Origin of the sequence: Brevibacterium sp. K72 (assembly GCF_050562175.1) — a bacterium.
Classification (GTDB): domain Bacteria; phylum Actinomycetota; class Actinomycetes; order Actinomycetales; family Brevibacteriaceae; genus Brevibacterium; species Brevibacterium casei.
This window is the reverse complement of record NZ_CP191582.1, coordinates 3,471,016-3,488,691: the sequence shown is the minus strand read 5'-3', so window position 1 is coordinate 3,488,691 and position 17,676 is coordinate 3,471,016. Positions and strand designations below refer to the sequence as shown.

Below are 17,676 nucleotides of genomic sequence, written 5' to 3'. Positions count from 1 at the left end.
AAGCGAATCATTCCCGTGACGTCGCCAGTCGAGACTGGTCTCGTTCGGTTCGAACCGGAGCCGACTGAGACGAATGAGAGACGACGACATGGAACTCGATGCAGTGAATGTGTGGATGATGGTCGCCGCGGGGCTCGTGCTGCTGATGACCCCCGGTGTGGCCTTCTTCTACGGAGGGATGACTCGGATCAGCTCGAGCATCAACATGATGATGATGGTCTTCTCGGCGATGGCCGTCGGGGCGCTGGTCTGGGTGCTCTACGGCTATGGGCTGAGCTCGGGCGAGTCGATCGGCGGCATCGTCGGCAACCCGCTCAGCCAGATCGGCCTCTCCGGCGCGGTGGCGGGTGAACCTGAGGCGCTCATCTCGATCGGCTTCGGTGCGACCTTCGCAATGATCGCGATCGCCCTCATCGCCGGAGCCGTGGCCGACCGGGCGAAGTTCTCCACCTGGCTCGTCTTCGCCGCCCTCTGGGTCACCTTCGTCTACTGCCCGCTCGCCTTCATGGTCTGGGGCGATGGGATACTCACCGCCGACGGCGCGATCGGCAGCGTCTTCGGTGCCGCGATCGACTTCGCCGGAGGCACAGTCGTCCACATCAACGCCGGCATCTCCGCCCTCGTCCTCGTCGTCGTCATGGGCCGCCGGGTCCGCTATTCGACGCCGCACAAGCCGCACAACATCCCCATCACCGTCCTCGGCGCAGCACTGCTGTGGTTCGGCTGGTTCGGGTTCAACGGCGGCGCCGCCTCGACGATCGAGCAGGCAGGCCTCATCTGGGTCAACACCCTCGTCGCTCCTGCCGCCGGCATGATCACCTGGATCACCATCGAACGTCTGCGCGCCTCGCGTCCGAGCAGCATCGGCAGCGTCTCGGGCCTCATCGCCGGTCTCGTCGCGATCACCCCCGCCTGCGCCGACGTCGAACCCTACGCCGCGATCCTCATCGGCGTCGCCGCCGGCGCCGGAGCCTACTTCGCGGTCGTCGCGAAGAACCGCCTGCGCTACGACGACGCGCTCGACGTCGTCGCCGTCCACCTCGTCGCCGGCATCATCGGCACGGTGATGATCGGGTTCTTCGCGATCCCCACCGAGGAGACCGCGGCCGGACTCTTCTACGGCGGGGGCTTCGGACTCCTCGTCGCCCAGATCGTCGCGTGCCTCGTCGCCCTCGTCTACGCCGGAGCCGTCACCCTCGTCATCTCGCTCGTGCTGCGGAAGACCATGGGACTGCGGATCGATCCGCGCGACGAACTCGACGGCATCGACACCATCGAACACGCGGAGCGGGCCTACTCCTTCCGCTGACCCGAGACTCCCGTCAGGGGGCCGGTCGGTCTCGCCGGCCGCCTCGACGGGGGAGTACGCCGGAGTGCTCACAGACCACCCCACCCGAGGTCCCAGCAGACGACTCGGGTGGGGTGCTCTGGCGTCGGGGAAGGGGTCCGCGGGATTCGGAGCCTCCCAGGCGGAGTTGTTAGTCTAGAGAGTCGACCATTGCATACGAAGAAGGCTTGCACGTGTTCAACTCCCTCTCCGACAGGCTCACCGCGACGTTCAAGAATCTCCGCGGCAAGGGCAGGCTCTCGGAAGCCGATGTCGATGCCACCATCCGCGAGATCCGCCGCGCGCTCCTCGACGCAGACGTGGCGCTGCCCGTCGTCCGCGCGTTCACGGGGCGGATCCGCGAACGGGCGCTGTCGGAAGAGGTCTCGGGTGCCCTCAACCCGGGTCAGCAGGTCGTCAAGATCGTCAATGAGGAACTCGTCGGCATCCTCGGCGGACAGACGCGGCGGCTGACCTTCGCCAAGCGCCCGCCGACGGTGATCATGCTCGCCGGCCTCCAGGGTGCCGGCAAGACGACGCTCGCGGGCAAGCTCGCTCACTGGCTCAAGTCCGAGGGCCACCGCCCGATGCTCGTCGCCGCCGACCTCCAGCGGCCCAATGCGGTGGGCCAGCTCCAGATCGTCGGTGAGCGTGCCGGTGCCGTCGTCTACGCGCCCGAACCGGGCAACGGCGTCGGCGACCCGGTCAAGGTCGCCACCGACGCCATCGACGTCGCGAAGTCGAAGCTCCACGATGTCGTCATCGTCGACACCGCGGGCCGCCTCGGCATCGACGAGGAGCTCATGCAGCAGGCCGCGGACATCCGCGCGGCGGTCAACCCCGACGAGGTCCTCTTCGTCATCGACGCGATGATCGGTCAGGACGCCGTGACGACCGCCGAGGCGTTCCTTCAGGGCGTCGACTTCACCGGTGTCGTGCTCTCGAAGCTCGACGGCGACTCCCGCGGTGGTGCCGCGCTCTCGGTCGCCGAGGTGACCGGCAAGCCGATCATGTTCGCCTCGACCGGTGAGTCGATGACCGACTTCGAGCCGTTCCACCCCGACCGGATGGCCGACCGCATCCTCGACATGGGCGACATCCTCACCCTCATCGAGCAGGCCGAGAAGAACTTCGACGAGAAGGAGACCGCGAAGCTCCAGAAGAAGTTCGAGTCCGGCGAGGACTTCGACCTCAACGACTTCCTCACCCAGATGGCCGGTCTGCGGAAGATGGGCTCGATGAAGAAGATGCTCGGCATGATGCCGGGCATGAGCCAGTACAAGGACCAGATCGAGAACTTCGACGAACGCGAGGTCGACCGGGTCGAGGCGATCGTGAGATCGATGACACCGTACGAGCGCAGCAACCCGAAGGTCCTCAACGGATCACGTCGCGCCCGCATCGCCAAGGGCGCCGGCACCACGGTGACCGCGGTCAACCAGCTCATGGAGCGCTTCACGCAGGCGCAGAAGCTCATGCGCGGCATGGGCCGCGGCGGCGGTATGCCGGGGATGCCCGGGATGGTCGGCATGCCCGGAATGGGCGGACTGCCCGGTGGGGGAGGCCCCAACCGGAAGAAGAAGGCCGCGGGGAAGAAGAAGGGCCGCAAGGCCGGCCAGTCGGGCAACCCGGCCAAGCGCGCCGAGCAGGCCCAGGCCGCCCAGGAGCGGAAGGCGGGGAAGACGAAGGACCCGGTCGGTTCCGCGTTCGGCGGCGTCGACCTCGGCGGGGATGAGGACTTCGATCTCGCGAAGCTGCCGAAGGGATTCGGCGGCATGTTCCCAGGTGGAAAGAAGTAGCCCTTTCTGGCACAATGATCTCTTGTACTTTCGCCTCGGCGCGGGCCCTCTCTTCTGCCTCGAGTCGATAGTCCAGGTCGCAGACTCCGCCACGTCAACCCCACGACTGTGCGGTGCCTCTGTGCAAACAGAACACAAAAGGAGACACCACTACAGTGGCAGTCAAGATTCGTCTGACCCGCATCGGCAAGGTCCATGCACCCTTCTACCGTGTCGTCGTCGCCGACTCGCGCACCCGTCGCGACGGTCGCGCGATCGAGGAGATCGGCATCTACCAGCCGCTCAGCGACCCCTCGGTCATCAAGATCGACTCGGAGCGCGCGCAGTACTGGCTCTCCGTCGGCGCCCAGCCGACCGACCAGGTCCGCAACCTCCTCAAGCTGACCGGCGACTGGCAGAAGTTCACCGGTGAGGGCGAAGCCGTCAACACCGTCAAGCCGCAGCCGGAGAAGGAAGCCTACGTCGCTCCCAACGCCGACTCGGTGATCAAGGAAGCCATCACCCAGAAGGGCTCCGGCAAGGCCGACGCCGCTGAGGTCGAGGCTGAGGACACCGCCGCCGACGACGTCGCCAAGGCCGTCGAGGCCGAGGACGCCGCTCAGGCCGAAGCCGCTGAGGACAACGCCTGACATGTTGGCTGATTCGCTCGAACACCTGGTCCGCGGCATCGTCGATCATCCCGACGACGTCGCAGTTCGGTCCCGGTCGTCCCAGCGTGGGACGACGCTCGAGGTCCGGGTTCACCCCGACGACCTCGGACGTGTCATCGGCCGCGCGGGTCGCACCGCGAAGGCCCTGCGCACCGTGATCAACTCCCTCGCCGGCCGTGAGTCGGTGCGGGTGGACCTCATCGAGGCGTAGACCAACCACCGCGAAGGGGACGTCGGCCGCGTGCCGGACGTCCCCTTCGTGCATTCACCGCCGAGGCGGGGCTCGGGTCGGTGCCGACGCAACCGCTCGGTCTGAATCCGCATGGTACGGATCGATCCATGCCATGCGGATCGGAACCGAGCGGGTGCAGCCGCAGAGGGTCCCGGCCGGAGAACTACACTGAGTGCTGAACGAGCACTCGCACACGACAAGGAGCACGCATGGACTTGGTGGTCGCCCGGCTGGGCAAACCGCACGGCATCAGAGGCGAATTCACCGTCGAGGTCCGCACCGACCGGCCCGACGAGCGGCTCGTGCCCGGGATGACCTATGCGACCGACCCGGACATCGGCGAACTCACGCTCACGTCCGCCCGCTGGCACCGCGACCGCCTGCTGCTCGCCTTCGACGAGGTCCCCGACCGGACACGCGCCGAGGAGATCCGCAACACGCTGCTCCTCGCCGAGCAGGACGACGAAGCCGACGACGAAGAGGCGTGGCTGCTCGACGACCTCATCGGACTCAAGGCGTTCGTCGGCGATGAGCAGGTCGGCGAGATCGTCGACGTCACCAACGGCACCGCCCAGGACCTCCTCCACCTCAGGCACACCGACGGCCACGAGGTCCTCATCCCGTTCGTTACCGAGATCGTCCCCGAGGTCGACACCGACGCCGGACGCATCGCGCTCACCCCGCCGGCCGGCCTCCTCGACGCCGAGTGAGCCCGGGCATGCGCATCGACGTCGTCTCGATCTTCCCCGCCTATCTCGAGGGGCTCAAGCTCTCCCTCATCGGCAAGGCCATCGAGCAGGGACTCCTCGACCTCACCGTCCACGACCTCCGCGACTTCACGTTCGACCGCCACCGCACCGTCGACGACTCGCCCTACGGGGGCGGGGCAGGCATGGTGATGAAGGCCGAGCCGTGGGCACTCGCGCTCGAGCACATCCTCGGCGAGGGGACGGGGGAGGCGACGAAGCCGATCCTCATCGTCCCGAGTCCCGCAGGTGAGGTCTTCGATCAGCGGATCGCGGAGGAGCTCGCGCACACCGAGCACCTCACGTTCGCGTGCGGACGCTACGAGGGCATCGACCAGCGCGTCCTCGACTGGGCGGGGCAGTCCTTCGAGGTGCGGCCGATGAGCATCGGCGACTACGTCCTCAACGGCGGCGAGGTCGCCTCGATGGTGATGATCGAAGCGGTCAGCCGGCTCATCCCCGGCGTCATCGGCAACCCCGAGTCCCTGACCGAAGAGAGCCACGAGGACGGCCTCCTCGAATACCCGATCTTCACCAAGCCCGCCACTTGGCGCGGCCACGACGTCCCGGAGATCCTGCTCAGCGGCAACCATGCCGCGATCGCCCGGTGGCGACGTGACCGACGTCTCGAACGCACCGCCGAGGTCAGGCCGGACCTGCTCACGGGCCTCGGTGACCTCGACGCCCGGGACCGGGAGGTCCTCGATCGGTTTGAGTCCGGGGACGGAACCGTGACAGAATAGATCGTCGCGTTTGTTGGCATCCACCTGCTTCAGGGGGATGGGTGCCCGAATCGCCCGCCGGATGGACTCCGGCGGCCAGGGGAGCGATCCCGGCAGACGAATCCGATCACCGGTCAGACCGGTCCGATATGCGTGTCCTCGACCTGAAGCAGAGGCCACAGGAGAAGCACTATGCAGAAGCTCGATGTTGTCGATGCAGCCTCGCTGAAGTCCGACGTCCCCGATTTCCGCCCCGGTGACACCCTCAACGTCCACGTCCGCGTGGTCGAGGGCAGCCGTTCGCGTATCCAGGTCTTCAAGGGCGTCGTCATCCGTCGCCAGGGCGACGGCGTTCGCGAGACGTTCACCGTTCGCAAGATCAGCTTCGGCGTCGGAGTCGAGCGCACCCTCCCGGTGCACTCGCCGATCGTCGAGCAGATCGAGGTCCTCTCCCGCGGCGACGTCCGCCGCGCGAAGCTCTACTACCTCCGCAACCTCCGCGGCAAGGCTGCTCGCATCCGCGAAAAGGCCTGATGACCGTCCGGCTCAGCGCCGCACGGACACGACATGCCGCAGCATGACGAGAACGCGACCTCCGGGTCGCGTTTTCGCATTTCCCGGATGGGGCGAGGAGGCGCGCGCGAAGGCGGCGCGTCCTCGTCCCGCCGCCTCTCGCCCACGGTGTGGAAGGTCCTCGCCGCCATCGCCGTCGTCATCGTCGTCCTCGGCGCCTCGGCGCGCGGCTTCGTCATCCAGCGCTTCACCATCCCCAGTGAGTCGATGCAGCCGACCCTCATGGCCGGCGACACGATCTCCGTGTGGCGCCCCGATGCGCTGGGCGGTCGGATCGACCGCGGCGACATCGTCGTCTTCGACGGACGCGGCTCCTTCGTCGACGACGCCCTGCCCACCCCGCTGCAGAAGATCGGCTCGTGGGTCGGCGTCGGTCCCCGCGACGTCTACTTCGTCAAACGCGTCATCGCCCTCGGCGGGGACACCGTCGAATGCTGCGATGCGCAGGGCCGACTGCTCCTCAACGGCGAACCCCTGAACGAGGAGTACGCGCCGCTGCCCGCCTCGGCGACCGAATTCTCCACCCGGATCCCCCAAGGCACCATGTGGGTGATGGGCGACAACCGGAACGACTCCGCCGATTCCCGGGCGCTGCTCGGGCGCCCCGGCGGCGGCTTCATCCCCGTCGACCGCGTCATCGGCCCGGTCATCGGTCACGGCTCCAGCATCGACTGATACGCTCGTTCCAGCCACCCCGCGCCGGTCGCGGACCCATGCGAAAGCGAACGAATGACCACCGAACCTCAGCCCTCCCCGCCCAAGTCGAAGAAGCTCCTGCGCGGCCTTGCCGAGACCGTGGTCATCATCATCATCGCCCTCCTCATCTCCACCGCGCTGAAGACCTGGGTGGTCCGATCGTTCTACATTCCCTCCGGCTCGATGATGGACACCCTGCAGATCGACGACCGGGTCCTCGTCAACCAGCTCGCCCCCAAGTTCGGCCCGGCCAACCGCGGTGACATCATCGTCTTCGACGATCCCGACGACTGGCTCACCGACGCCGAGGTGTCCGCCTACCAGCCCAACCCCGTCCTCGAATTCCTCGGCCTCGCCCCCTCCGACGCGGGCAACCAGCTCGTCAAACGCGTCATCGGGGTCGGCGGGGACACCGTCGAATGCTGCGACGCCCAGGGGAGGATCCTCGTCAACGGCACCCCCATCGAGGAGACGTATCTGCCGCCGGACACTGCGCCCTCCGAGATGGAGTTCTCCGTCACCGTGCCCGAAGGCTCCTACTGGGTGATGGGCGACAACCGGAGCAACTCCGCCGATTCGCGCTACCACCAGGACACCCAGCCGTTCGTTCCCGCCGAGAACGTCGTCGGCACCGTGTTCTTCGTCAACTGGCCGCTCAGCCACGTCCGGTGGGTCTCCACCCCCAAGGACGTCTTCGCAGACGTGCCCGATCCGCAGGGAATCACTGTCAGCTGATGACCGGACGAGGACTGCACGACCTCGGCGTCGAACGCGCACTCGCCGCCGAGGGGTATGAGATCGTCATCGGCGTCGACGAGGTGGGACGCGGAGCGCTCGCCGGACCGGTGAGCGTCGGCGTCGCCGTCTTCGAACTCGGCCCCCTGTGCGCCGCCGACGTGCCCGAGGGCATCCACGACTCCAAACAGCTCGACGGTCCCTCTCGGTCGGCGGCGACCGCTCGCGTCCAGGCATGGGCGCACGCCTCGGCCGTCGGATCGACCCTGCCTGCCGAGATCGACGCCCTCGGGATGACCATGGCCCTCAACCTCGCGGCTCGGCGGGCACTCGAGGGTGCGCTCGGCACAGCGTCCGGCGGCCCGGGTGCGGGTGCGTCGTCGCGACCGACGATGATCCTCCTCGACGGCAAGCACGACTGGCTCTCGGCTCCACTCACGCTCGACTGCCTGGGGATATTCGGGCCCGCCGCCGACATGGAGCTGCCGCCCGTGCGCACCGTGATCAAGGGCGACGGCAGCGTTCCCGTCATCGCGGCGGCGAGTATCGTGGCGAAAGTGCACCGCGACGAAACGATGATCAGCCTCGCCGAGGCGCACCCGCAGTATGGTTGGGAGTCGAACGTCGGATACGGAACCGTTCACCACCGGCAGGCCATCGCCGAGCACGGACCGAGCCTCCACCACCGGATGAGCTTCCGGCTGCACCCCGAGAACGACGCGAAGAGAGGAACGACGTGAGCACAGACGATCTCGACGACTACGAGGCCCAGCTCGAACTCCAGCTCTACAAGGAGTACCGCGATGTCGTCGGTCTCTTCGCCTACGTCGTCGAGACCGAACGCCGCTTCTACCTCGCCAACCACGTCGACCTCAAAGCGCACAACGACGCCGGCGACGTCTACTTCGAGCTCACCCTGCGCGATGCCTGGGTGTGGGACAGCTACCGGTCGGCCAGGTTCATCAAGATGGTCCACGTGCTCACGTTCAAGGACGTCAACATTGAGGAGATCGCCAAGTCCGACCTCGAGCCGCCGACCTCGATCGGGCGCTGAGCCGCCGCTGAACGGAATGCCGTCGGCGCCGAGGCTGACAGCCCTGACTCGTGCGTGATCCGGGTGTGGAGCGTCGCGCACTCATGTGCTCACGGCCTGTGGAGGCTCAACCGCTGTCCACAGGCCGTTCTCTGATGCTTCCAGACGACCACGTGCTGTGGTGGCCTGGACGGCATGGCACGGACGACGAAGACAGGACGGACTGCGCGGCCGACGGACACCCCGACCCGCGGTGACCGTCAGCTCGCCCTGGGCCGGACGGGTGAGGACCTCGCCGTCGCCCGCCTCGAGGCCGAGGGCATGGTCGTCCTCGACCGCAATGTCAGGTGCCGTGAGGGAGAGATCGACATCATCGCCCGCGACGGAGCGACCATCGTCTTCGTCGAGGTCAAGACCCGCCGCACGATGCGGCAGGGCTCACCGCTCGAAGCGATCACGCCGGTGAAGCTGCGTCGGATCAGGATGCTCTCGGGACTGTGGCTGCGCGAGCAGGCCGAGTTCTACCCTGCGACCCGCATCGACGCGATCGGCATCGTCATGTCACCGCGCCCGACCGTCACCCATGTGCGCAATGTGCAGGTCGACGCATGAGCGAACAGCTGCACATCGTCGATGACCCAGGGGATGACTGCGATGCTGTCGACGCCGACTGGAGCCCCGACGGCGACGAACCATTGGGAGTCGAGGACGCGAGGAGTGGCGAGACGACACCGGAGAAGACCGTCGTCGGACGGGCCGCCGCCGTCGCCCTCTGGGGGCTGGCCGGAAAGATCGTCTCGATCGAAGCCGTCGTCAGCGCAGGTCTTCCCGGCATCGACATCGTCGGCCTTCCCGACGCCTCGGTGAGCGAATCGCGCAAGCGGCTGCGTGCGGCGCTCGCCTTCCTCGGCATCCCGGTCGCCACCCAGCATCTGACGATCAACCTCACCCCGGGCAGTGTGCCGAAGATCGGCACCGGCTTCGATCTCGGCATCGCCGTCGCCGTGCTCAAGGCCCGCGGGATCATCAGCTCCGCCGAGACCGAGGCGGTCATCCACTGTGGGGAACTCGGCCTCGACGGCCGCATCCGACCGGTGAGCGGCGTGCTGCCGAGCCTCCATTGCGGCCTGCTCGCCGGCTTCGACCGATTCGTCGTTCCCGCCGGCAACCGGGCGGAGGCCGCGCTCATCGGAGACGTCGATGTCCTCGCGGTGTCCTCGCTGGCCGAACTCGTCAACGCCTACGGCGGCAGCCTCGCCGTTCCCGCCCTGCCACCGGTCGTCGAGGCTCCCGGACCGGGAGCGCATCCGACCGAACTCCACGACCTCGCCGAGGTGCAGGGGCAGGATGAGGCTCGGTTCGGGCTCGAGGTCGCCGCTGCGGGCGGTCACAACCTCCTCATGCGCGGCACCCCGGGCGCGGGGAAGACCCTGCTCGCTCAGTGCCTGCCCGGGATCCTCCCACCGCTCGACGACGCCCAGGCCCTCGAAGTCGCCGCGGTGCGCTCTCTGCGCGGGGAACTCGTGCCCGGTGAGGAGCTCGATCACCGGCCGCCGTTCGAGGCACCCCATCACCGGAGCACCGCCTCGGCGCTCGTGGGAGGCAGGAAGCCCGGCACGGTCGGCATCCTCAGCAAAGCCCATCGGGGTGTCCTCTTCATGGACGAGGCGCCGGAGTTCTCCCGGGACGTGCTCGAAGCGCTGCGGCAGCCGCTCGAGGCCCGTCAGGTCCACATCCACCGGGCCTGGGGGTCGATGGTGTTGCCGGCATCGTTCCAGCTCGTCATGGCCGCGAACCCGTGCCCGTGCGGGGCGGGCATGCAGGCGGGCGCGAACACGGTGTGCAACTGCACGCCGATGGACAGACGCCGGTACGGCAATCGCCTCTCCGGGCCTCTCCTCGATCGTGTCGACCTCCAGCTCGAGCTCTACCCCGTCACTCCGGCCGACCTGCGTCTCGGCGGGGAGCAGGAGTCGAGCGCAGGTGTGGCCGCACGAGTCGAGCACGCGAGGCGCGCGCAGGCGGATCGGTATGCGAACTGCGACTGGTCGCTCAATGCGATGGCACCGGGGCCGTGGCTGCGCGACCACTTCGGGATGCGACCGGCAGCTCTGCGCAGCCTCGACCGCGCGCTCGAGACGGGGAGGATCACGATGCGCGGCTACGACCGAGTGCTCCGGGTCGCCACGACCCTGACCGACCTCGCCGGGGCGGAGGCTCCCGACGCCGACCGGATCGCTGCGGCCCTCGCGCTGCGGACCCAGGAGACATGATGGACGTGACCCCGCAGCGCATCGCCGTCGCAGCACTCCTGCGGATCGGCGAACCCGGTGACGGCCTGCTCAAGGCCCTCGTCGATGCCGCGGGCCCTGTGACCGCGGTCGAACTCATCCGGGCGATCTCCTCCGGGGCGGTCGCGGTCGACGAGGTCGTCGGACGGCTCTCCGCCGAGCTCGGGGACATCACCGGTCAGGGGAGACTCCCCGAGGCGCTCGCCCGGTGGGCAGTGCGCGCCGCCGACGCCGACGGCGAACACGACCTTGAAGGCATGGCCCGCCTCGGCGGACGTCTCGTCATCCCCACCGACGACGAATGGCCGACCGCCATCGACGAACTCGGTCCCGCAGCGCCCTTGGGGCTGTGGGTGCGCGGGTCGGCGACCCTGCGCGAGGCGCTTGCGCAGGCGGTCGCCGTCGTCGGGGCGCGGGCGGCGAGCGGCTATGGGACGAAGTGCGCCTCCGACCTTGCCTGGGATCTCGCCGCCGACGGGTACACCGTCGTCTCCGGGGGAGCCTTCGGCATCGACGCGGCCGCTCACCGTGCGGCGCTCGCCCGGGAGGGCACGACGGTCGCATTCATGGCCGGGGGAGTCGACCGGTTCTATCCCGCGGCGAACTCGGACCTCTTCGCACAGGTGCTCGAGCACGGTCTCCTCGTCTCCGAGACCGCACCCGGGATGACTCCGATGCGCCACCGGTTCCTCCTGCGCAACCGCCTCATCGCCGCCTCGGCGCTTGCCACGGTCGTCGTCGAGGCCGGGTGGCGCAGCGGGGCGCTCAACACCGCCAGGCACGCGCTCGAACTCTCCCGCGTCGTCGCCGCCTACCCCGGGTCGGTGTACTCGGCGTCATCGGCCGGAACGAACCGGCTCATCCGTCTGAGGGAAGCCGACCTCGTCACCGGCGCCCCCGACGTCCTCGACCTCGTCCGGCCCGAGGAGCTGCCGTTGGGCGACCTCGGCGGCAGTGCAGCCGGGGATTCCTCTCGAGCTGGTGGGGGTTCTGGAGCGGGCGGCCGCGATGACCGGGTCGACGACCTCGGCGAACGGGAGCGGATCTGCCTCAACGCGCTCTCGGCGACGAAAGCCCTCGATGTCGGCACGCTTGCGGCCAGAGCGGGCCTGACGGTGGCCGATGCGCTCTCGGCGCTCGCCCTCCTCGAGATCGAGGGACTGAGCGAACGCGACGGGCCCGGGTGGAAGAAGCTGCGCCGGCGCTGAACGAGTACGCTTGAAGCGTGACCTCATCGCCTCGCTTCCCCGAGGTGGTCGACGACTACGCCGACCACCTGCGCGCGCGTGACGTCTCCGCCCATACCCGCCGCGCCTACGTCGGTGATGTCGGCGACTTCTTCGCGCACGCCGCCCATCTGCCGGGGCGACGCGCAACCCGGACCCCCGAACAGTCACGGGAGACCGACCGGTCACGGAAGACCGACGATTCGGGTGGCGCTGGGTCAGTGGGGTCCGGACGTGGGATCGCCGTGTCCGACATCAGCCTCGACGATCTGCGGTCGTGGCTCATCGCCCTCGACGATGCGGGAGCGGCGAAGTCGACGGTGGCGCGCAAGATCGCGGCGATCAAATCGTTCTTCTCCTACTGCGTGAGCACCCACGGACTGCCGTCCAACCCGGCCGCGCGTCTGCGCACCCCGAAGAAGGACTCACGGCTGCCCACCGTGCTCAAACCCCAGCAGGCGGCCGCCCTCGTCTCGGCAGGACGCAGTGGTGACGGAGGCAATCGGCGGGGAGGAGCCGGGTCGGACCGCGCGCGTGAGGGGGCCGGAGCGACAGCGAGCAGGGGAGCGGGGGCGGACTCCCAACAGGATGAGGCTGCAGAGTCTGACGATGACGCTCAGGCGCTGCTCGCCCGGGACGCCGCCATCCTCGAGATGCTCTATGCGACGGCCGTGCGCGTATCCGAACTCTGCGGCCTCGACCGCAGCGACGTCGACCACCAGCGGTCGATGATCACCGTGCTCGGCAAGGGCGACAAGGAGCGCCGGGTGCCCTTCGGCGGCCCGGCACGCGATGCCCTCGCGATCTGGCTGAGACTGCGGGAGCGCTTCGCCACCGACAGGAGCGGTGACGCGCTCTTCCTCGGCCTGCGTGGAGGCCGAATCGGCGCCCGCCAGGTCCGCGAGCTCGTCCACCGCTACGGCGCGAACAACCCCGACGCCCCCGACATCGGACCGCACGGTCTCCGCCACTCGGCTGCCACGCACATGCTCGACAACGGTGCCGATCTGCGCCAGATCCAGGAGCTGCTCGGGCATTCGACGCTGAGCAGCACGCAGATCTACACCCATGTGTCGATGCAGCGCCTGCAGGAGACCTACCGGCAGGCCCACCCGCGGGCCTGAGCGACTCGCTCACGTCCGGCACGCGCTCACTTCCTGAACTCCCAGTGCCATGCCTCGGGCAGGGACCCTCCCTGCCGTGCCCACGACGGATGCACCCATCCGAACGTCGGAGCGTTCGCCCGCATCCACTGATGCTCGGCACTGCCGAATGAGTTGATGCCGCCCCCGAGGTCCATCGCGAGCGCCCACCCGTGGTTCGACGTCCCCGGCGTCGCCGCGAGCTTTCCCTTGCGCCGTTTGAGGATGACCTGGGTGTCGTAGTCCCGGTAGGAGTCGGTGACCGAGATCGGCCTGCCGAACCGCGCGGAGTACGCGTGGGAGAGGCGGTCGAATGCGGCCTGCGCATCGCATCGGAGCATGTGCCCGGGGGCGGTGGTGAGCGGGCACAGCGCCGAGGCGGGAATGCGCCCATTCCGGTGTCCGCCCCACCCGCCCGCACCCGAATCCGTGTCATCGCCGGCCGGCTCTTCGGCCGGCTTGCGTGCGAGCGGCAGCAGGAGGGACGCATCCTGACCGAAGAACGGCGCCGGATCGACATACGCCCGGTCGCTGTCCTTAGGCCAGACGCCGATGTGGAGGCAGGACTCCTGGCAGTGCGCGCCCGTCGAGACCGTGCCGATCTGCTCACCAGCTGCGAAGCGGTCGCCGACGGAGGCATCCGAACGCGCCGGTTGGAAGGAGACGACGTGACCGGACTCCGTCGTGATGCTCATCGTCTCGGTGCCCGCCACCGAGCCGCGGAAGCGAATGGTGCCCGCGGTCGGGGCGCGCACGGGTTCGTCGGGTACGGCCCGGACGTCGATGCCTCTGTGCCCGGCCAGCCATGTCTCCCGCGGCGGATCGAAGGCGGTGACGATCTCCATCGCCGGTACCGGCGTGACCCAGGTGGTGCCCGCGGCTCGGGAAGCCTGCGGGGAGGCGTCAGCTGCGCCCACGCCGCCGAGGGCGACGAGAACCGCGGTGACGAGGACGCTGATCCACAGCAGCGGCCTGCTCGGCAGGGGACCGGCTTTGCGTCGCCGAGGCGGACGCGCAGACGGACGCCGAGTCGGACGGGCCGACAGTCGCCGTCGCGGAAGAGGGGCAGCGCTGCGGTGGGGCGGACGAGTCGATTCGGGAACGGCCATAACGCCCATGGAAATCGATGCCGCCGGTGCTGTCAGCAGAGGATTCTCCGCCTGTGGACGACCATCGGGCGTCCACAGGCCGCGCGCACACGAGTCGGTGCCGCATGCACAGGAGAGAGCACACGAGTGGGACCACCGGACCCCCGATGGGCCGGGCTCCGCTCACCCTCGCCGGTGCCCCACACCGCGGGGAGGCATGCTGAGCGCAATGCGCGTCCACAGCCGAATGCGCACGAGTCGCGGAAGCGGGAAGCCCGCCCGAGAGCGCAGAGGCGACGCGAACCCGACGGCAGCCTCGGCGGGAGGTGGCGCAGCCGCCCGGGCACGGGACAGGCACACCCGGCGGCCGCCTCGGCGAGGGACATCCTCCGATTGGCGCAGGCTTGGCCACCCGCGATAGACTGCCCTCAGCAGAAGCGTGTCTTCTGACTACGCGTATCCGATCTCTTCTCCATCCCATGGTGCATGCGTACGCGCATGTGGGTTGGGCGAACCGGGTACCAGGAATCAACCGAAACCGCCATCGTCGCCGCCAGCCCCGTGTTGGCCGCGAACCATGGCACAACGCACCCGCAGGGTGCACGAGAAAGGAGGGCGTCGGCATGGCCGTCGTCACCATCCGCCAGCTGCTCGACAGCGGCGTTCACTTCGGACACCAGACCCGTCGTTGGAACCCGAAGATGAAGCGCTTCATCTTCACCGAGCGCAACGGCATCTACATCATCGACCTGCAGAAGTCGCTGGGCTACATCGACACCGCGTTCGAGTTCGTCAAGGAGACCGTCTCCCACGGCGGCTCCATCCTCTTCGTCGGCACGAAGAAGCAGGCCCAGGAATCGATCGCCGAGCAGGCCAAGCGCGTCGGCCAGCCGTATGTCAACCAGCGTTGGCTCGGCGGCATGCTCACGAACTTCCAGACCATCTCCCTGCGTCTGCGCCGGCTGAAGGAACTCGAAGAGATCGACTTCGACGACGTTGCGGGCTCCTCGCACACGAAGAAGGAACTCCTCATCCTCCGTCGCGAGAAGGACAAGCTCGAGAAGACCCTCGGCGGCATCCGCGACATGCAGCGCACCCCGTCCGCTGTGTGGATCGTCGACACGAAGAAGGAGCACCTCGCCGTCGACGAGGCGAAGAAGCTGGGCATCCCGGTCATCGCGATCCTCGACACCAACTGCGACCCCGACGACGTCACCTACCCGATCCCGGGCAACGACGACGCCATCCGCTCGGTCTCGCTGCTCACCCGCGTGATCGCCGACGCCGTGGCCGAGGGCCTCATCGCCCGCCACTCCGGCGACGACGAGTCCGGTGAGAAGAACGTCTCCGCCGTCGAGCCGATGCCCGAGTGGGAGCGCGAGCTCCTCGAGGGCAACGCCGCCGAGGCGAACGCCGACGCCGCATCCGCCTCGACCGAAGCCTCCGCCGCTGCCACCGCAGCCGAGGCCCAGTCCGAGGAGACCACCGCCACCGACGCGACGGACGCCGCCGCCGAAGGTGCCGTCGCCGACGCCGATGCGAAGGCAGCGGACGCCGAGGGCAAGGCCGCAGCCGCCGACGCTGCCGCTGACTCCACCGAGTCCTGATCTCACTCACCTCCACCACCACTAGGAGAAAGAATGGCAAACTACACTGCCGCTGACATCAAGGAACTGCGCGAGAAGACCGGCGCCGGAATGATGGACGTCAAGAAGGCCCTCGATGAGGCCGACGGCGACCAGGCGAAGGCCATCGAGCTCCTCCGTGTGAAGGGCCTCAAGGGCGCCACGAAGCGCGAAGGCCGTGCCACCTCCGACGGTCTCGTCGCCACCTTCGTCGACGGCGGCGTCGGCACCATGATCGAGCTCGACTCGGAGACCGACTTCGTCGCGAAGTCGCAGCGCTTCATCGACCTCGCCGACGAAGTCCTCGCACTCGCCGTGTCGAACAAGTCCGAGTCAGCCGAGTCGCTGCTCTCGGTCGAGGCCGACGGCAAGACCGTCGCCCAGTTCATCACCGAGTCCGGTGCCGCCCTGGGCGAGAAGGTCGACCTGCGCCGCGTCGGTCGTCTCGAAGGCCAGAAGGTGGAGTCCTACCTCCACCGCACGAACAAGGACCTGCCCCCGCAGGTCGGTGTTCTCTTCGCCTACGAAGGTGACGACCAGGCCGTCGCGCACGACGTCGCCGTGCACATCGCCGCCCTCGCGCCGAAGTACTTCTCGCGTGAGGACGTCCCGGCCGAGCTCGTCGAGAACGAGCGCCGCATCGCCGAGGACACCGCGAAGAACGAAGGCAAGCCGGAACAGGCTCTGCCGAAGATCATCGAAGGCCGCGTCAACGGCTTCTTCAAGGAGAACTGCCTGCTCGACCAGGGATTCGCGAAGGATCCCAAGCAGACCGTGGGCAAGGTCCTCGAGGCCGCCGGCCTCAAGGCGACCGGTTTCCTCCGCTACCGCGTGGGAGCCTGATCCGCTTGTGATCGCTGTGGGGGTCCGTGAGGACTCCCACAGGATCCGATGACGGGGTCGGACCGATGGGTCCGGCCCCGTTTTCGCTAGACTGACCCAGACGAACCACCCGGATCGGCGCTGCCTGCGGCGGCGCCGAACGCATGGAAGAAGGACCTCATGACATCCACCCCGGTACACGAATCGAGCCACGCCAGCCGACCGGTGCGCACGCATCGTCGCCGCGTGCTCCTCAAGCTCTCCGGCGAGGTCTTCGGCGGAGGCAGCATCGGCGTCGACCCCGACGTCGTCGCTGCCGTCGCCCGGGAAGTCGCCCCCACCGTCGAGGACGTCGAAGTGAGCATCGTCGTCGGCGGCGGCAACTTCTTCCGCGGCGCCGAGCTCTCCCAGCGCGGCATGGACCGCACGCGCGCCGACTACATGGGAATGCTCGGAACCGTGATGAACTGCCTCGCTCTGCAGGACTTCCTCGAACAGCTCGGCGTCGACACCCGCGTGCAGACCGCGATCCCGATGTCCCAGGTCGCCGAGTCCTACATCCCGCGCCGGGCGATGCGCCACATGGAGAAGAACCGCGTCGTCATCTTCGGCGCCGGCGCCGGTCTGCCCTACTTCTCCACCGACACCGTCGCGGCCCAGCGCGCGCTCGAGATCCACGCCGATGAGGTCCTCATCGCCAAGAACGGCGTCGACGGCGTCTACACCGCCGACCCGAAGCTCGACCCGACGGCTGCGAAGATCGACGAGATCACCTACCAGGAGGCTCTCCAGAAGGGTCTCAAAGTCGTCGATGCCACCGCGTTCTCCCTCTGCATGGACAACCGGCTTCCCATGCACGTCTTCGGCATGCAGGGTGAGGGAAACCTGCGCAAGGCCATCGCCGGTGAGAAGATCGGCACACTGGTCAAGTAGCCCACACCGCACCGGTCCGGGTCAGCAGAAAACCAC

At 68.3% G+C, this 17,676-nt stretch carries 19 protein-coding genes; 18 read left to right on the top strand and 1 reads right to left on the bottom strand.

The features are described 5' to 3' along the window. Positions 1 to 88 precede the first annotated feature (88 nt). The 15 genes from ACQ1RG_RS15710 to ACQ1RG_RS15640 all read left to right on the top strand — a co-directional run bounded on the left by ACQ1RG_RS15710 (position 89) and on the right by ACQ1RG_RS15640 (position 13,154). A complete protein-coding gene (locus ACQ1RG_RS15710; RefSeq protein WP_119296447.1) occupies positions 89 to 1,309 on the top strand; it encodes an ammonium transporter in 1,221 nt (406 codons plus the stop codon). A gap of 212 nt (positions 1,310 to 1,521) precedes the next feature. After that, entirely contained in the window at positions 1,522 to 3,126 is a 1,605-nt protein-coding gene (gene ffh, locus ACQ1RG_RS15705; protein WP_119296448.1) for a signal recognition particle protein, read from the top strand. A 155-nt stretch (positions 3,127 to 3,281) separates the two neighbouring features. Beyond that, positions 3,282 to 3,755 carry a 30S ribosomal protein S16 gene (gene rpsP, locus ACQ1RG_RS15700; protein ID WP_009378337.1) on the top strand — a complete coding sequence of 158 codons (474 nt, stop codon included), beginning with the start codon at positions 3,282 to 3,284 and terminating at the stop codon, positions 3,753 to 3,755. Between the two features lies 1 nt (position 3,756). Further along, a complete protein-coding gene (locus ACQ1RG_RS15695) occupies positions 3,757 to 3,987 on the top strand; it encodes an RNA-binding protein (protein ID WP_009378338.1) in 231 nt (76 codons plus the stop codon). A gap of 230 nt (positions 3,988 to 4,217) precedes the next feature. Further along, positions 4,218 to 4,718 carry a ribosome maturation factor RimM gene (gene rimM / locus ACQ1RG_RS15690; protein WP_009378339.1) on the top strand — a complete coding sequence of 167 codons (501 nt, stop codon included), beginning with the start codon at positions 4,218 to 4,220 and terminating at the stop codon, positions 4,716 to 4,718. Between the two features lie 8 nt (positions 4,719 to 4,726). Beyond that, complete coding sequence (gene trmD / locus ACQ1RG_RS15685; protein ID WP_009378340.1) at positions 4,727 to 5,497, top strand: tRNA (guanosine(37)-N1)-methyltransferase TrmD; 771 nt, start codon at positions 4,727 to 4,729, stop codon at positions 5,495 to 5,497. Positions 5,498 to 5,668: 171 nt separating this feature from the next. Then, positions 5,669 to 6,010 (top strand): 50S ribosomal protein L19, encoded by a 342-nt coding sequence (gene rplS, locus ACQ1RG_RS15680; RefSeq protein ID WP_009378341.1) that lies wholly within the window; start codon positions 5,669 to 5,671, stop codon positions 6,008 to 6,010. 33 nt (positions 6,011 to 6,043) lie between these two features. Then, complete coding sequence (gene lepB / locus ACQ1RG_RS15675) at positions 6,044 to 6,724, top strand: signal peptidase I (RefSeq protein ID WP_430600249.1); 681 nt, start codon at positions 6,044 to 6,046, stop codon at positions 6,722 to 6,724. A 54-nt stretch (positions 6,725 to 6,778) separates the two neighbouring features. After that, positions 6,779 to 7,480, top strand: coding sequence for a signal peptidase I (lepB, locus tag ACQ1RG_RS15670; RefSeq protein ID WP_009378343.1), 702 nt, complete (start codon positions 6,779 to 6,781; stop codon positions 7,478 to 7,480). Then, positions 7,480 to 8,220, top strand: a complete 741-nt coding sequence (locus tag ACQ1RG_RS15665) for a ribonuclease HII (protein WP_009378344.1) — start codon at positions 7,480 to 7,482, stop codon at positions 8,218 to 8,220. The genes lepB (ACQ1RG_RS15670) and ACQ1RG_RS15665 overlap by 1 nt, the downstream gene beginning before the upstream one ends. Continuing rightward, on the top strand, positions 8,217 to 8,534 hold the full coding sequence (locus ACQ1RG_RS15660; RefSeq protein ID WP_009378345.1) for a DUF2469 domain-containing protein: 318 nt from the start codon (positions 8,217 to 8,219) through the stop codon (positions 8,532 to 8,534). The genes ACQ1RG_RS15665 and ACQ1RG_RS15660 overlap by 4 nt, the downstream gene beginning before the upstream one ends. Before the next feature lie 174 nt (positions 8,535 to 8,708). Further along, on the top strand, positions 8,709 to 9,125 hold the full coding sequence (locus ACQ1RG_RS15655; protein ID WP_009378346.1) for a YraN family protein: 417 nt from the start codon (positions 8,709 to 8,711) through the stop codon (positions 9,123 to 9,125). Continuing rightward, on the top strand, positions 9,122 to 10,786 hold the full coding sequence (locus tag ACQ1RG_RS15650; RefSeq protein ID WP_009378347.1) for a YifB family Mg chelatase-like AAA ATPase: 1,665 nt from the start codon (positions 9,122 to 9,124) through the stop codon (positions 10,784 to 10,786). The genes ACQ1RG_RS15655 and ACQ1RG_RS15650 overlap by 4 nt, the downstream gene beginning before the upstream one ends. Next, entirely contained in the window at positions 10,783 to 12,012 is a 1,230-nt protein-coding gene (gene dprA, locus ACQ1RG_RS15645) for a DNA-processing protein DprA (RefSeq protein ID WP_040341767.1), read from the top strand. Before ACQ1RG_RS15650 ends, dprA begins: the two co-directional genes overlap by 4 nt. A 17-nt stretch (positions 12,013 to 12,029) precedes the next feature. Beyond that, the gene (locus ACQ1RG_RS15640; protein WP_009378349.1) at positions 12,030 to 13,154 is read left to right on the top strand and encodes a tyrosine recombinase XerC; all 1,125 of its coding nucleotides are present in this window, start codon (positions 12,030 to 12,032) and stop codon (positions 13,152 to 13,154) included. Between the two features lie 26 nt (positions 13,155 to 13,180). Here the strand turns inward: ACQ1RG_RS15640 and ACQ1RG_RS15635 are convergent, their stop codons facing one another. Next, positions 13,181 to 14,089 (bottom strand): peptidoglycan DD-metalloendopeptidase family protein, encoded by a 909-nt coding sequence (locus ACQ1RG_RS15635; RefSeq protein ID WP_223289966.1) that lies wholly within the window; start codon positions 14,087 to 14,089, stop codon positions 13,181 to 13,183. 794 nt (positions 14,090 to 14,883) lie between these two features. On the opposite strand from ACQ1RG_RS15635, the gene rpsB reads away from it, so the two are divergent. From rpsB to pyrH, 3 genes are all read left to right on the top strand, one after another. Further along, the gene (gene rpsB / locus ACQ1RG_RS15630; protein ID WP_063249026.1) at positions 14,884 to 15,867 is read left to right on the top strand and encodes a 30S ribosomal protein S2; all 984 of its coding nucleotides are present in this window, start codon (positions 14,884 to 14,886) and stop codon (positions 15,865 to 15,867) included. 33 nt (positions 15,868 to 15,900) lie between these two features. Beyond that, on the top strand, positions 15,901 to 16,728 hold the full coding sequence (tsf, locus tag ACQ1RG_RS15625; RefSeq protein WP_009378352.1) for a translation elongation factor Ts: 828 nt from the start codon (positions 15,901 to 15,903) through the stop codon (positions 16,726 to 16,728). Between the two features lie 159 nt (positions 16,729 to 16,887). After that, positions 16,888 to 17,640 (top strand): UMP kinase, encoded by a 753-nt coding sequence (gene pyrH / locus ACQ1RG_RS15620; RefSeq protein WP_040341769.1) that lies wholly within the window; start codon positions 16,888 to 16,890, stop codon positions 17,638 to 17,640. Positions 17,641 to 17,676 lie beyond the last annotated feature (36 nt).

Excerpts from the sequence above, each read along its gene's own strand:
- ACQ1RG_RS15710 (WP_119296447.1), top strand. The coding sequence starts at position 89 with ATGGAACTCGATGCAGTGAATGTGTGGATGATGGTCGCCGCGGGGCTC.
- ACQ1RG_RS15695 (WP_009378338.1), top strand. The coding sequence starts at position 3,757 with ATGTTGGCTGATTCGCTCGAACACCTGGTCCGCGGCATCGTCGATCAT.
- rimM (WP_009378339.1), top strand. The coding sequence starts at position 4,218 with ATGGACTTGGTGGTCGCCCGGCTGGGCAAACCGCACGGCATCAGAGGC.
- trmD (WP_009378340.1), top strand. The coding sequence starts at position 4,727 with ATGCGCATCGACGTCGTCTCGATCTTCCCCGCCTATCTCGAGGGGCTC.
- rplS (WP_009378341.1), top strand. The coding sequence starts at position 5,669 with ATGCAGAAGCTCGATGTTGTCGATGCAGCCTCGCTGAAGTCCGACGTC.
- lepB (WP_430600249.1), top strand. The coding sequence starts at position 6,044 with ATGCCGCAGCATGACGAGAACGCGACCTCCGGGTCGCGTTTTCGCATT.
- lepB (WP_009378343.1), top strand. The coding sequence starts at position 6,779 with ATGACCACCGAACCTCAGCCCTCCCCGCCCAAGTCGAAGAAGCTCCTG.
- ACQ1RG_RS15665 (WP_009378344.1), top strand. The coding sequence starts at position 7,480 with ATGACCGGACGAGGACTGCACGACCTCGGCGTCGAACGCGCACTCGCC.
- ACQ1RG_RS15655 (WP_009378346.1), top strand. The coding sequence starts at position 8,709 with ATGGCACGGACGACGAAGACAGGACGGACTGCGCGGCCGACGGACACC.
- ACQ1RG_RS15650 (WP_009378347.1), top strand. The coding sequence starts at position 9,122 with ATGAGCGAACAGCTGCACATCGTCGATGACCCAGGGGATGACTGCGAT.
- dprA (WP_040341767.1), top strand. The coding sequence starts at position 10,783 with ATGATGGACGTGACCCCGCAGCGCATCGCCGTCGCAGCACTCCTGCGG.
- rpsB (WP_063249026.1), top strand. The coding sequence starts at position 14,884 with ATGGCCGTCGTCACCATCCGCCAGCTGCTCGACAGCGGCGTTCACTTC.
- tsf (WP_009378352.1), top strand. The coding sequence starts at position 15,901 with ATGGCAAACTACACTGCCGCTGACATCAAGGAACTGCGCGAGAAGACC.
- pyrH (WP_040341769.1), top strand. The coding sequence starts at position 16,888 with ATGACATCCACCCCGGTACACGAATCGAGCCACGCCAGCCGACCGGTG.